This window comes from Mycobacterium sp. AT1 (assembly GCF_002043095.1).
GTDB lineage: Bacteria > Actinomycetota > Actinomycetes > Mycobacteriales > Mycobacteriaceae > Mycobacterium.
This window is the reverse complement of sequence record NZ_MVOC01000069.1, coordinates 1-13585: the sequence shown is the minus strand read 5'-3', so window position 1 is coordinate 13585 and position 13585 is coordinate 1. Positions and strand designations below refer to the sequence as shown.

General features: G+C 68.4%; 11 protein-coding genes. 5 read left to right on the top strand and 6 right to left on the bottom strand.

Translation table 11 applies throughout. The annotated features are described in order from the left end of the window. Positions 1-59: 59 nt before the first annotated feature. From B1790_RS28620 to B1790_RS28605, 4 genes are all read right to left on the bottom strand, one after another. Positions 60-587, bottom strand: coding sequence for a cytochrome b (locus tag B1790_RS28620; protein ID WP_079926672.1), 528 nt, complete (start codon positions 585-587; stop codon positions 60-62). Next, the gene (locus B1790_RS28615; protein ID WP_079926671.1) at positions 584-1675 is read right to left on the bottom strand and encodes a catalase family peroxidase; all 1092 of its coding nucleotides are present in this window, start codon (positions 1673-1675) and stop codon (positions 584-586) included. Before B1790_RS28615 ends, B1790_RS28620 begins: the two co-directional genes overlap by 4 nt. Before the next feature lie 82 nt (positions 1676-1757). Beyond that, a complete protein-coding gene (locus tag B1790_RS28610; RefSeq protein WP_079926670.1) occupies positions 1758-2777 on the bottom strand; it encodes a Gfo/Idh/MocA family protein in 1020 nt (339 codons plus the stop codon). Between the two features lie 12 nt (positions 2778-2789). Further along, positions 2790-3695 carry a sugar phosphate isomerase/epimerase gene (locus B1790_RS28605; RefSeq protein WP_079926669.1) on the bottom strand — a complete coding sequence of 302 codons (906 nt, stop codon included), beginning with the start codon at positions 3693-3695 and terminating at the stop codon, positions 2790-2792. A 174-nt stretch (positions 3696-3869) separates the two neighbouring features. Here B1790_RS28605 and B1790_RS28600 point away from each other — a divergent pair, with 174 nt between their 5' ends. Beyond that, positions 3870-4868, top strand: a complete 999-nt coding sequence (locus B1790_RS28600; RefSeq protein ID WP_142271553.1) for a LacI family DNA-binding transcriptional regulator — start codon at positions 3870-3872, stop codon at positions 4866-4868. Between the two features lie 70 nt (positions 4869-4938). On the opposite strand, the gene B1790_RS28595 is transcribed toward B1790_RS28600, so the two are convergent. Continuing rightward, positions 4939-6537: an APC family permease gene (locus B1790_RS28595; protein ID WP_079926668.1), complete on the bottom strand. Its 1599-nt coding sequence runs from the start codon at positions 6535-6537 to the stop codon at positions 4939-4941. 159 nt (positions 6538-6696) lie between these two features. On the opposite strand from B1790_RS28595, the gene B1790_RS28590 reads away from it, so the two are divergent. Then, on the top strand, positions 6697-7050 hold the full coding sequence (locus B1790_RS28590) for a DUF3349 domain-containing protein (protein ID WP_079926667.1): 354 nt from the start codon (positions 6697-6699) through the stop codon (positions 7048-7050). Positions 7051-7099: 49 nt separating this feature from the next. Here the strand turns inward: B1790_RS28590 and B1790_RS28585 are convergent, their stop codons facing one another. Next, positions 7100-8149, bottom strand: coding sequence for an NAD(P)-dependent alcohol dehydrogenase (locus B1790_RS28585; RefSeq protein WP_079926666.1), 1050 nt, complete (start codon positions 8147-8149; stop codon positions 7100-7102). Between the two features lie 376 nt (positions 8150-8525). On the opposite strand from B1790_RS28585, the gene B1790_RS28580 reads away from it, so the two are divergent. From B1790_RS28580 to uca, 3 genes are all read left to right on the top strand, one after another. Further along, on the top strand, positions 8526-9407 hold the full coding sequence (locus B1790_RS28580) for an urea amidolyase associated protein UAAP1 (RefSeq protein WP_142271551.1): 882 nt from the start codon (positions 8526-8528) through the stop codon (positions 9405-9407). Further along, positions 9404-10063 carry an urea amidolyase associated protein UAAP2 gene (locus B1790_RS28575; RefSeq protein WP_198952147.1) on the top strand — a complete coding sequence of 220 codons (660 nt, stop codon included), beginning with the start codon at positions 9404-9406 and terminating at the stop codon, positions 10061-10063. Before B1790_RS28580 ends, B1790_RS28575 begins: the two co-directional genes overlap by 4 nt. After that, positions 10060-13585, top strand: a 3526-nt coding sequence (uca, locus tag B1790_RS28570; RefSeq protein WP_079926664.1) for an urea carboxylase, incomplete at its 3' end; no start/stop codon positions are given. The genes B1790_RS28575 and uca, both read left to right, overlap by 4 nt.

Sequence of the window (13585 nt, the reverse complement as noted above, 5' to 3'; positions counted from 1 at the left end):
GCGGGCGACGCCGATGGAGTCCAAAGACCCTTCTTCCCAACCTGCGGTGACCGGGATTCCTAGCCCCGACCGAACGTCATCCGCGAGAGCATCCGGTCTCGCAACGTCAGCGTGTGCAGCAGCACCGCGCTGACGTGGGCGATGATGACCACCACCAACAGGTACGCCAGTATCGAATGGGTCTGCCGCAGCAGGAAGAAGACGTCCGCGTCGGCGGGTGCGATGCGCGGCAGCCGCAGTGAGCCGAACACCCCGACGGGCAGGCCCTCCGCGGACACCATCGCCCAGCCGACGAGCGGTTGTGCCAGCAGCAGGGCGTACATCGACAGCTCCGAACCGACGACGAGTTTGTGCTCGAACCCGCTGACGGTGTCCGGCAACGGGGGAGTGCGATGGGTGAACCGGTTGAACCCGCGGACCACGACGATCGCCAGGATGGCGATCCCCAACGTCATGTGCACGCCGAGCAGCGCCGCGTAGGACCCCAGCGAGTTCACCATCACGAACCCGACGAGCAGCGCGGTGAAGACCAGAATCGCGGTGAGCCAGTGCAACACTCGCGTTCGGAGTGGGAAGCGGGTGGTCATGACACGTCTCCGACCTGGACGGCTGACGCCGACTTCGGTTCCCCGGTACGAGCCCGGTAGGACGCCGCGTACACCGAAGACCGGGCACTCAGCAGCGGGTCGTCGGTGGGTTCGATACCCGGCGGGAGGACCAGCGGGTCGAAGTTGACGTCGCGGGCGTTGCCCGGCGCTTCGGTCGCCGCGGCGGTCAGGGTGAGCGTTCCGGCGTCGACGACCCGCCTGTCGGGCGGCCACGGCAGCGTCGCGTCCGTCAACGGGTCCGACGGCTCACCGACCACCAGGTGCAGCCGCCAGCTCAACGGGCCGGCCCGCAATTGTCGAACCAGGGCGTCGAACAGTCCGTCGTCACCCGCCTTCGAGGGCAGCGCTGCCTGCATCGGTTCGAACGACCATCGCACCGGGGTGCGGTGGCCAGCGGCGTCGACGAGGAAGAACGCGTTCAGGCTGGAGAAGGTGCTGTCGGCGAATCCCGTTGTCGGCGGGTGCTTCTTGATGACGGCCATCGCGGCCGCGGTCTCCGGATGCTCGGCGAGGAAGGCAGCCATCGCCGCGGGGTCGGGCTTGCCGGTGCCGGCGACGGTCTTCGACGCCAGCAACCGGTCGTAGAAGCCACGTGGCGAATTATCAAGGAAGACAGGCAGATTCAGCGTGGCCGTGCGCCATTGGTCGGGACCCGGCAAGCCGAACGCCAGGCCGAGGCCGCGTGCCGCCGACGGCGTGTCGGCCATGAACGGGTTGCCGCCGGCCAACGAGAACCGGCCCGTCACGACCGTCCGCCCCGAGCCGAAGACCGCAGCCGACGACAACTCGGCCCCGTTGCCGTTGCCGTCGAAGTACCCGGTGACGGCAACGCCCTTGGCGTGATTCTTGCGGAAGCCGGGGTGGTTGCCGTACACGGTGCGGAACGCGTCCATGAAGGTTTGCCGGGTGAACGCACCGCCCCCGCCGACCCACCCGTTCGCAAATGCGACGGATCCAAGGTCGACGGCGACGAAGGCGCCAACGGCACCAAGGCCGGCCAGTATCGAACGCCGGGTGACCGTGGTGCCGCGCCAATTCAACACGGGTTTGGAGCGATCGCCTGCCATTCCCTCATCATTCGAGTGCGCCGCCCCGCTGTCCTCACCGCTAGCCGCCGTACCGCCCCCCTGCTAGCAGGAATACGCCGGCTCAGGCTCCCGTGAACGAGTCACGCGACACCATCTCCACGGCGACGGGCAGGCCCGACTCGAGGGAGGCGACGCCGGCCGCGCACACCGCCGCCGCGGCGTACCCGTCCCAGGCGCCAGGGCCGTCGACGTTCACGCCGGAGCGGACGGCGTCGACCCAGCGTTGGATCTCCACGTCGTAGGCCAGGCCGAAGCGTTCCTTGAAGCTGGGTGTCATCTGACCGCCCCAGCGCCCCGGTGCGCTCTTGTGCACCAGCCCGACGTCGAGTCCGATCATCGCGCTGCCGCGCTCGCCGACGACCTCGGTGCGGACCTCGTAGGCGACGCCGGTGGTGACGAACACCTCGACGTCGACGTGCTTGCCGGAGGCGGTCTGGAAGATCGCGATCTGCGGATCCTGAAGACCTTGAGGCGCATGAGGATTGGCGGAAGGCTTGATCACCTGTATCGAGGTGATCTCCTCGTCGAACAGGAAGCGCGTCACGTCGACCTCGTGGACGAGTGAGTCCTTGACGATCATCGAGCTGTCGAAGTTCGGGGGCACCACGGCATTGCGGTGCACGCAGTGCATGACCAACGGCGTGCCGAGTTCGCCGTCGGCCAGCAGTGCCTTCAACGCCACGTACTCGGCGTCGAAGCGGCGCATGAAGCCGACCTGGATCAGCCGCTTGCCGAGCTCGGCCTCGCGCTTGACCACCTCCAGCGAGGTCGCCACGTCGGTGGTCATGGGCTTCTCGCACATCACCGGCTTGCCGTGTTCCAGACACGCCAGCAGCTGCTTCTCGTGGGTGGTGCCGGGGGTGGCGAGGACGACGGCGTCGACGTCCGCGTCGGCAATCGCGTCGAGGGGATCGGCGATCGCGCGGCACCCGGGGATGGTCGCGGCGAGCGTCTCGGCCTTCTCGGTCAGGTAGTCGTTGACGACGGTGACCCGGGCACCGGCGATCCTCGACCCGATGCGTGCGACGTGGTCGGCACCCATCATTCCGACGCCGAGGACGGCAATTCTCAAGTCAGACATGCTCTTGCACTCCTAGCTGAAGCGAACGGACGGTACGCCACACGACCCAAGATAATTTCGGGTGCGCTGCGCGATGGGCAGAGGTGCGTCGACGGCGCAGGGGTACATGTCCTGCTCGACGATCGCGAAGACGTCGACGCCGAGGCGCTCGACGGCCGCCAGCAATGGCGGCATGTCGGGGATGCCCAGCGGCGGCTCGGTCATGGCGCCGAGTTTGACGGCCTCGCCGAACGGAAGGTCCTCGGCCTCCACCTTGGCGCGCACCACCGGGTCGACCTGCTTGAGGTGCAGGTAGCCGATGCGCTCTGGCGCCCGCTCGATGATGGCGATGTTGTCACCGCCGCAGTAGCTGATGTGGCCGGTGTCAAGGCACAGGTTGACGAACTCGCCGTCGGTGCCGTCGAGGAAGCGGTAGACGTTCTCTTGCGTGTCGACGTGGCTGTCGGCGTGCGGGTGGTATTGCGCACAGACGCCGTACTTTTCGAACATGGCCTTGCCCAGCTCGTTCATGCCGGTGGTCTTCTTGGCCCACTGTTCGGTCGTCAGGTTGCGGTCCTCGAGGACGGCGCCGGTGGCGGGGTCGCGCCACATCTCGGGGATGACGACGACGTGCTTGCCGCCGACGGCCGCGGTGAGCTTGGCGACGTCCTCGATCTGGGTCCACACCGAGTCCCAAGCATCGTCCTGGTGCAGGTGCTCGAACACCGTGCCCGCCGACAACTTGAGGTTGCGCGCGGCCAGTTCGTCGGCCAGCTCGTCGGGGTCGGTGGGGAGGTACCCGAAGGGCCCCAGTTCGATCCACTCGTACCCCGACGCGGCGACCTCGTCGAGGAAGCGGGTGTACGGGGTCTGGTTGGGGTCGTCGGGGAACCAGACGCCCCAGGAGTCGGGGGCCGATCCGACCAGGATGGTGCTCATTGTGGGGCGGGTCCTTTCGTGGATGGGCATTCGCTGGTGGCCATGGCCGGAGCCGCGATCAACGGGAGACTAAATCGCGTTAGTAACGCGCGTGAGGTCTACTATGAACGCGACGACCAAGACGTGTCAAGCGTCACAGCGAGGGGACTGCCCGTGGCTACCCAGCGACCGACCATGGCGGACGTCGCCGTCCGCGCCGGGGTATCACGAACGTTGGTGTCGTTCATCCTCAGCGGTAAGCCCGGTGCCAGTGAGGAGACCCGTCGTCGGGTGCTCGAGGTCGCCGACGAGATCGGCTACCGCCCGGACTCGGCGGCGCAACTGCTGGCCCGCGGCCGGAGTCGGACGGTCGGCGTGCTGATGGACATCCGGCAGCCGTTTCACGCCGAGATGGTCACCGACGTCTATCCGGCCGCCGAAGGCGTGGGCTACGACGTGCTGTTGACGGCCAACCTGCCCGACCGTGACGAAGCGGAGTCCGTGGAGTCCTTGATCAGCCATCGGTGCGGCGGGCTCATCCTTCTTGGTCCGACATCGGACCTCATTGCGCTGCAACGCTTCACCGAGCGACTGCCCGTCGTCGTGGTGGGTGCCGACGTGACCGCCAAACCCCTGGTTCGCGGGATGAGTTCGGTGCGCACCGCCGACGCCAAGGGAATCCGTCAGGCCGTGGACTACCTGGTGGAACTCGGGCATCGCGACGTCGTCCACGTCGACGGCGGTCGCGGCCCAGGGTCGGCCGAGCGCCGCCGTGCCTACCGCGCCGCGATGCGCAGCCACGGACTTGAGGCCGTCGCCCGGGTAGTCGCCGGCGCCCACACCGAGGAAGCCGGTGCCCACGCGGCACGGACGATGCTCGCCGAATCGCCTCTGCCTACGGCGATCCTGGCGAGCAACGACCGATGCGCGCTCGGCTTGCTCGACGTCTTCACCCGGTCGGGGGTGCAGGTGCCGTCGGAGCTGTCCCTGATCGGGTTCGACGACAGCCGCCTGTCGGACTACCCGCTGATCGATCTGACGACGGTGCATCAGGACGCGTCGGGCCTCGCCAAACACGCGGTGCGGCTGGCGGTTCAGATGATGGAGGACGAGAGCGGTGACCTCCACGACGACGTCGTCCTCGAACCGAAGCTGATGGTGCGCGGCACCACCGGGAGTCCCCGAGCCTCGTGACCGTGGCTGGTGAACGCAAAGATCCCCGCACGCCGGGCGTGCGGGAATCTCGGGTGGAGCGATGTTCAGGTCAGGCGTCGCTGCGCTCGTGCGCATCCTCCATGACCGTGCGGCCGATCTCGGCGTAGACGGCTCGCTTGGTGGTGCGCAACCACACCGCGTAGCCGAGGCCGATCGCGAAGACCGCCAGAATCATGTACGGGGCGGCCTTGAACACGTCGGACTTCGCCGCGAGTCCCGCCGCGAATTCGCGGTTGTCCCACAGCAGCCACACCACGTACAGCATCGCCAGACCGCCGACCAACGGGCACAGCAGCGTGGTGATCACGTTGCCGCGGTGGGTCTTCTTGACCCAGAAGAACCAGATGACCGCCGCCGAGCAAATGGCCTGCACCAGCAGGATCGCCGCGGTGCCGATCAGCGCCAGCAGTCCGTAGACGTTGACGTAGGGCACCAGGGCGGGGGTGTCGACCGGCGTGCCGTCGGCGTCGGGAACCTGGACCGCGGTGAAGAACGCGAACGACAGCACGATCAGCAGCGTGATGACGCTCTGAATCGTCGAGGCGATGTATGGCGAGCCGTGCGTGGGGTGCGTGCCGCCGACGGTGGCCTTGACCTTCTCCGACGGCACCTCGCGACCGAGTGCGTACAGGTAGCGCGACGCGGCGTTGTGGAAGGCCAGTGCGCAGGCGAAGGAGCCGATCACCAGCAGACCCTTGTATACGTCGAGCAGGACGCCGCCGAGGTTGGTCTGGACCAGGTTGAAGAACAGGTCGAGAGGTGAAGCGCTGATGGAGGTTTCGACGGAGGTCTTAGCGCCGTTGCCTGCGATCACCATGGCCGAGATGAACGTGTAGAACAGACCGAGACCGACCACCGCGATGATGGTGGCCCTCGGGATGATCTTCTTCGGGTTGCGCGACTCCTCGCCGTACACCGCGGTCGTCTCGAAGCCGACCCACGACCAGAACGCGAAGAACAGTCCGATGGCCATCGATCCCGCCGCGGCGGCCGTGCCGAACGCGCCGGCGGGCAGGCTCTCGAAGGCGTTGTTGAGAAGCACCGTCTGGTTCAGCATCATGCCGTCGGGGCCGCCGCCGGAGAAGATGACCGAGAACGCCAGCGCGAGCAGGATCAGCACCTCGGCGGTGAGCGTGATGCCGAGAATGGCTGCGGTGAGGCTGATGTCGAAGTAGCACAACGCGGCGATGGCGACGATCGCAACGACGGCGATCGCGACCCACGGGACGTCGACGTTGAAGATGGTCTTCAGGGCGTCGTTGGCGAAGTACGCGCAGCCGCCGATCAGTGACCCCTCGAACACCACGTAGGCGAACGTGGCGAGCATTCCGCTTGCCATGCCCCAGGTTTGACCGAGGCCGTGGGAGATGAAGCCGTAGAACGCGCCCGTGGTGGTGATGTGGCGAGCCATCGCGACGTATCCGAGGGCGAACAGGGTCAGGATGATCGTCGCGAACAGGAATCCGGCCGGGGCGCCGAGCCCGTTGCCAAACCCGACGGCGATGGGCACGTTGCCCGTCATCGCGGTGATCGGCGCGGCATTGGCGACGGCCATGAAGATGACCGCGACGATGCCGATGGACCCCTTCTTCAGGCCGGTTGCCCGGACCTCGGCCGGATCGTCGGTAGTTGCGGAATCGGCACCCACTAGGGCCTCCAAGCTTCGGAATCAACGCATAATGAGGTCCGCGACGCTGCGGTCTGTTCCAGAGCGTCGCACTCACCACCGGATCCGACAACTCGAACGGCGAAGTTCACCGTCGACGCGTGCTGGTGATTGCGCGGTTCAGCCTCGAGACTGGGGGCCGTGACCATCACCAATCTGCTGACGTCGATTCTGAATTGGCTCCGGGCCGGTTACCCGGAAGGGGTGCCGGGGCCCGACCGGGTCCCTTTGCTGGCGTTGCTGCGCGCGACGCCGCTCACCGAGGAACAGATCGGGGAGATCGTCGGCAACCTCACCGCCGCGGATTCGCCCGCCGTCAAGGACGGTGGCATCGCAGTCGACGAGATCGAGCACTTCATCACCGACGTCACCCATCACGATGCGGGCCCTGAGAACGTGCGTAGGGTCGCCGCCAAGCTCGCCGCGGCGGGGTGGCCGCTGTCCGGGTTTGGCAATGCCGGACCGGACGACGAAGCGGCCCAAGCCCCGGGATGACATCCGGTTGGCTTGGGCCGCAACGTGTGGAGCTAGATGACGCCTGGGATCACAGGGTCGAGGTGTCGATGACGAAGCGGTACCGCACGTCGCTGGCGAGGACCCGCTCGTAGGCCTCGTTGACGTAGTCGGCCGCGATGACCTCGATCTCGGGGGTGATGTCGTGCTCGGCGCAGAAGTCGAGCATCTCCTGGGTCTCGGGGATGCCGCCGATCATGGAACCGGACAGGCTGCGACGCTGCGCACCGAGCGGGAAGAACGGCACCACCATCGGCTTCTCCGGCGCACCCACCTCGACCAGCGTGCCGTCGGTGGCCAGCAGGCCCATGTAGGCGGCGAGGTCGAGTGTTGCCGACACGGTGTTGACGATCAGGTCGAACTTTCCGGCCAGCTTGGTGAAGGTGTCGGGGTCGCTGGTGGCGTAGTACTCGTCTGCGCCGAGGCGCAGGCCGTCCTCCATCTTCTTGAGCGACTGGCTCAAGACCGTGACCTCGGCGCCCATCGCGTGCGCGATCTTGACGCCCATGTGGCCGAGACCGCCGAGTCCGACGATGGCGACCTTCTTGCCGGGTCCCGCGCCCCAGTGGTGCAGCGGGGAGAACAGGGTGATGCCGGCGCACAGCAGGGGAGCGGCCTTGTCCAACGGGATGCTGTCCGGGATGCGCAGGACGTAGTTCTCGTCGACGACGATGGCCTGGCTGTAGCCGCCGTAGGTCGGGGTGCCGTCGCGCTCGGTGGCGTTGTAGGTGCCGACCATGCCGCCCTCGCCGGTGCAGTACTGCTGCAGACCGGCCTTGCAGTTGTCGCACTCACGGCAGGAGTCGACGAAGCAGCCGACGCCGACGTGGTCGCCGACCTTGTACTTGGTGACCTCGGCGCCGACCTCTGTCACGACGCCGGCGATCTCGTGGCCCGCGACGACCGGGTAGTTGGGCTGGCCCCACTCGGCCTTGACGGTGTGGATGTCGGAGTGACAGATACCGGCGAACTTGATGTCGAAAGCCACGTCGTGCGGGCCGACGTCGCGGCGCTCGATGGTGGTCTTGGTCAGCGGCTCGGTCGCCGAGGTGGCGGCGATGGCGGAAACAGTCGTGGTCATCTTCTCTTCGTACCCTCTTGTCGTCTTGTCAAGCGTTCGTCGCCGCCAGTCGTGGCGGCGGCACCAAAATTGGGCGCACCGTTGCGCCCCCGTTGAGTGCCAACCGGGGCCGTCGGTGGATTAATCCCCAGCTCGAGCAATTCACAGCTGGGGAGTCTCCGCGGCAGGTTTCCGAGGGTCGGCACCCACCTCGATCCAACCATGTCGTGGGGGTGACCCGGTACTCGTCACACGCCGGTCACGTGCGAAGCCTGTTGTTAACCAGCCGCCTGGAATCGGTTACACCGCGGCAACCACCAACGGCGGCAGGCCGAGAAAACTGTCATCTGACAGATATGTCGGTGGACGACCGACGTCACGAGCCCATGGAGTAGCAGTGACCAGCCACGTGCGCGACTCGCACCACAGCGACCATCCGGACACCGCCACGACCGCTGGCGCCAAGGCCCACGCCAGGGCCCAGCACGGCCGGACCGCGGACGCCATGCGCCACGTCCCGGCGACGAGCAGCCCGACGACACCCGACGGAGTGCCGGCCGCCAACCTGTTGTGGTCGGAAACGGTTGCGCCAGGCGGATATTCGACCGCCGTACTGGCCCGTGGCACGCGCATCCGGTTGACCGACCTCGACGGCGACGCGTGCGCACACCTTCTGATCCACCGCGCCGACGGTCCGCACGAGCGCCTCAACGTCGCCGACACCGTGAAGGTGCCCTGGCAGGCCTACCTCGGAACGGGACATCCCTTGCTCAGTGGGTTCGGACGGGTGCTGGCGACCGTCGTCGCCGACACCTCGGGACGCCACGACGCCCTCGCAGGCACCACCACTCGCGACGGAAATCACGCACGCTACGGCGCGGGGGCTCCCGAATCCGCGTCACCGGCAGGGCGGGAGCTGTTGCTGCTGGCGGCCCTCAAGAACGGCCTCGGACCGCGTGACCTGCCGCCGTCCCCGTCGTTCTTCAAGGGGGTGCGGGTCAATTCCGACGGTGCGTTCGAGTGGCAGGGCTCCGCGGGAGCCGGCGCCTACGTCGACCTGCTCCTTCACGTCGACGCGATCGTGTCGCTGGCCAATACGGCGCACCCGCTCGACCCGCGTCCTGAGTTCACGTGTTCGGCTCTGCGGATGCACGCATGGCCCGCCGAGGGCGACCTCGACCTGCTGATGACCGGCGACCTGGTGGGGCCCCTGCGCCCCGAGCACCGGCAAGCCGCCGCCAACACCGACGCCGACCTGATCGCCCGAGGAGTCCTGTGAACGTCCCGACCGCACAGACGGACACCGCCCTGGTTGCTGGCGACCTGGTACTCGACGAGCGAGTCGACGCACGCGCCGCGTGGTCGGCCGTCGTCGCCGCCGGTAACGTGCTGACGATCGTCGACCTCGCAGGCAACCAGGCCGTCGACTGCCTGCTCTACTCCGCCGCCGACACCAGCGTCCGCTACAGCGCCTCGGAGACCATCGCGCGCCAGGGCGGCATCGTGCTGACCACGGGATCGGTGCTGCGGGCCGACACGGGAGCCGCGTTGATGACCGTCGTCGGCGACGAGGTCGGCGTGCACGACACCCTCGGCGGCGCGTGCTCCAAGGAGTCCAACACGCTGCGCTACGGCCAGCACACCCGTGCTCAGCACGGCTGCATGGAGAACTTCCTGCTGGAGGGTTCCCGCCATGGACTCGGCGCCAAAGACCTTGCCAGCAACATCAACTGGTTCATGAACGTTCCGGTTGACCCCGACGGCGCCCTCGGCATCGTCGACGGACTGTCGGCACCTGGCAAGCGGATCGCCCTGCGCGCGGACGTCGACGTGCTGGTGCTCGTATCCAACTGCCCGCAGGTCAACAACCCGTGCAACGCCTTCGATCCGACGCCGGTCCGCATGATCGTCACCCGGCCGGGTGAGGCGGCGTGACTCACAGCGTCCTGATCGCCAACCGCGGTGAGATCGCCGTCCGGCTGGTGCGCTCCGCAAGACTGCTTGGCCTTCGCACGGTCGCGGTGTTCTCCGACGCCGATCGCGGTGCGCCCCACGTGCGCCTCGCCGACGACGCCGTCCGGTTGGGTCCCGCGGCGCCCAGTGAAAGCTACCTCCGCGTCGACGCGCTGGTGGCCGCCGCGTCCGCGACGGGCGTCGACATGGTTCACCCCGGTTACGGATTCCTCTCCGAGGACGCCGATTTCGCGACGGCGGTCGAGGCGGCAGGCATGGCCTTCGTCGGGCCGACCCCGCACCAACTGCGCATCTTCGGCACCAAGCACACCGCCAGGGCCGCGGCCCGCGCCGCCGGGGTTCCCGTGTTTCCGGGGTCCGAATTGCTCGACGACGCCGCGGCGGCCCGTGCCGCAGCCGCCGAAATCGGCTACCCAGTGATGCTCAAGGCGACCGGCGGTGGTGGCGGCATCGGCATGCAGGTGTGCCGGGACGACGCCGAACTCAGGGCGGCCTTCGACCGGGTGTCCCGGCTGGCCGCCCGCAGCTTCGGCTCCGCGGGGGTGTTCGTCGAACGCTTCGTCGACGACGCCCGCCACGTCGAAGTCCAGATCTTCGGCGACGGTGCCGGCCGCGTGGTCTCCCTCGGTGACCGGGACTGCTCGCTGCAGCGTCGCAACCAGAAGGTGATCGAAGAGGCGCCAGCCCCCGCGCTACCGGAAGCGGTTCGCGCCCAGCTGCATTCGTCATCGCGGGCGCTGGCCGCCTCGGTGGGCTACCGCTCCGCGGGCACGGTCGAGTTCGTCTACGACCCGCGCCGCGAAGAGGCGTCCTTCCTCGAAGTCAACGCGCGGCTGCAGGTCGAGCACCCCGTGACCGAGGCGGTCACGGGCGTCGACCTGGCGGCGTGGATGTTTAGGCTCGCCCGCGGGGAAGCCGATGTGCTGGCACCGCACCTCGAGCCGGGGGCGAACGTCGGGTCGGTCCCGGTGCGCGGTCACGCGGTCGAGGCGCGGGTGTACGCCGAGGACCCCTCCCGTGACTACCGCCCGAGCACGGGAACCCTGGTGGCCGTGCACTTTCCCGACGCCGTGGCGGGTGACCCCGCGCCACGCGTCGACGCGTGGGTCGAGTCGGGCACCGAGGTCACGGCGTCCTACGATCCGTTGCTCGCCAAGGTCGTCACCGCAGGCGCCGACCGCGACGAGGCGTTCGACCGTCTCGGCAGGGCACTGGACGCCACCGTCCTTCAGGGCATCGAGGTCAACGTCGGTCTGCTTCGCGCGGCGCTGACCCTCGACGACGTGCGGGCCGCCCGGCACCACACCGGAACGCTGGCAGGCGTCGCCGACCCGCGCCCGCGCATCACCGTCGAGAGCCCCGGACTGTCGACCACCGTGCAAGACCTGCCGGGACGGGTCGGTCTGTGGAGCGTCGGCGTCCCTCCGAGCGGACCGATGGACGACCTGTCCTTCCGGTTGGGCAACCGGGCCCTCGGAAACGCCGAGGGCGCAGCGGGTTTGGAATGCACCGCGTCAGGACCGACGCTGCGCGTGACGCATCCGACGACGTTCTGCGTCGCCGGTGCCGACTGCCCGGTCACGGTCGACGACGTGCCCGTGCCGATGTGGGAGCCGGTCGACGTCCCCGCCGGCGGAGTGCTCGCAGTTGGCGCGGCCGAGACCGCCGGACTGCGCACCTACGTCCTGGTCGACGGCGGGTTCGACGTGCCTGCCTACCTCGGCAGTGCGTCGACGTTCACCCTCGGACGCTTCGGCGGTCACGGCGGCCGCCACCTCGTCGTCGGCGACGTCCTGCGTGCTGCTCCGGCCACCTCCGATGATCCGAAAGCTGCGGTTCCGCAAGACCTTCGGCCCGCCATGCCGTCGGAATGGGAGCTTGCGGTCACCGAAGGCCCGCATGGCGCCCCGGAGTTCTTCACCCGCGAGGACATGGACACCCTGTTCGCGGCCGACTACGTCGTGCACTTCAACTCGGCCCGCACGGGGGTGCGGCTGGAGGGACCTCGCCCGAAGTGGGCCCGCCCCGACGGCGGTGAGGCGGGACTGCACCCATCCAACATCCACGACACCGCCTACTCGGTCGGCGCGCTGGACTTCACCGGCGACACCCCGATCCTGCTGGGCCCGGACGGTCCCAGCCTGGGCGGCTTCGTGTGTCCGGTGACGGTGGTGGCCGGCGAGCGATGGAAGCTCGGGCAGCTGCGGCCGGGGGACACGGTTCGGTTCGTTCCGATTAGGGCGGCCGACGCGCCGTCCCGAGCGGCGGTGGGCGCCGAACGCCTGGCCGCGAACCCCCGCGTGCGGCGCTCCGAACGCGACGGTGACGACGGCGTCCTGCGCCGCCGCGACGGTGGAAACGCGCCCGCCGTCACCTATCGCCGCAGCGGTGACGACAACGTGCTGATCGAATACGGGGACATGGTGCTCGACCTCGCGCTGCGGGCCAGGGTGCATGCGCTCGAGGAGCGCCTCGAATCCAGTTCCGTCGCAGGCATTCTCGACCTCACCCCGGGGATCAGATCCCTTCAGGTGCACCTGGATCCGGACGTGCTGTCGGTGGACCGGCTGCTCGGCCTGCTCACCGAACTCGAAGACGACCTGCCCGCCACGTCGGAACTGGTGGTGCCGAGCCGGTCGGTGCGGCTACCGCTGAGCTGGGACGACCCCGCGACCCGCGAGGCCATCGCGCGCTACACCTCCGGGGTGCGCGACGACGCCCCGTGGTGCCCGTCCAACATCGAATTCATCCGCAGGATCAACGGTTTGGCGAGCCAGGACGACGTCATGGCGACGGTGTTCTCGGCGGAGTACCTCACCCTCGGCCTCGGCGACGTCTATCTCGGGGCGCCCGTCGCCACCCCGCTCGATCCGCGACACCGACTGGTGACCACCAAGTACAACCCGGCCCGCACCTGGACCGCGGAGAACTCGGTCGGCATCGGCGGCGCCTACCTGTGTATCTACGGCATGGAGGGGCCCGGCGGATACCAGTTCGTCGGCAGGACCACCCAGGTGTGGAGCCGCTACCGGCACACCCCGCCCTTCGAGCCGGGCAGCCCGTGGCTGCTGCGCTTCTTCGACCGCATCTCCTGGTATCCGGTGACCGCGGAGGAGCTGTTGGACCTGCGCGCGGACATGGCCGCCGGTCGAGGATCGGTCGACATCACCGACGGCACGTTCTCCCTTGCCGAGCACGAGCGATTCCTGGCCGACAACGCGGACTCGATCGCCGAGTTCCGCGCCGGCCAGGCCACGGCGTTCGCCGCCGAACGCGCCGCGTGGACGGCGGCGGGGGAGTTCGACCGCGCGGAGCGCGCCGAGTCCCGGGTTGCGGTGACGGCGACCGACCTCGTCCTCGACGACGACGAACGGCGGGTGGACGCGCCGTTCTCGTCCAGCGTGTGGAAGGTCGACGTCGCCGTCGGCGATCGCGTGGTGGCCGGGCAGGCGCTGCTCGCATTGGAGGCGATGAAGATGGAGA

Coding starts and splice junctions, on each gene's coding strand:
- B1790_RS28620 (WP_079926672.1), bottom strand. CDS start 587: ATGACCACCCGCTTCCCACTCCGAACGCGAGTGTTGCACTGGCTCACC.
- B1790_RS28600 (WP_142271553.1), top strand. CDS start 3,870: ATGGCGGACGTCGCCGTCCGCGCCGGGGTATCACGAACGTTGGTGTCG.
- B1790_RS28610 (WP_079926670.1), bottom strand. CDS start 2,777: ATGTCTGACTTGAGAATTGCCGTCCTCGGCGTCGGAATGATGGGTGCC.
- B1790_RS28615 (WP_079926671.1), bottom strand. CDS start 1,675: ATGGCAGGCGATCGCTCCAAACCCGTGTTGAATTGGCGCGGCACCACG.
- B1790_RS28585 (WP_079926666.1), bottom strand. CDS start 8,149: ATGACCACGACTGTTTCCGCCATCGCCGCCACCTCGGCGACCGAGCCG.
- B1790_RS28605 (WP_079926669.1), bottom strand. CDS start 3,695: ATGAGCACCATCCTGGTCGGATCGGCCCCCGACTCCTGGGGCGTCTGG.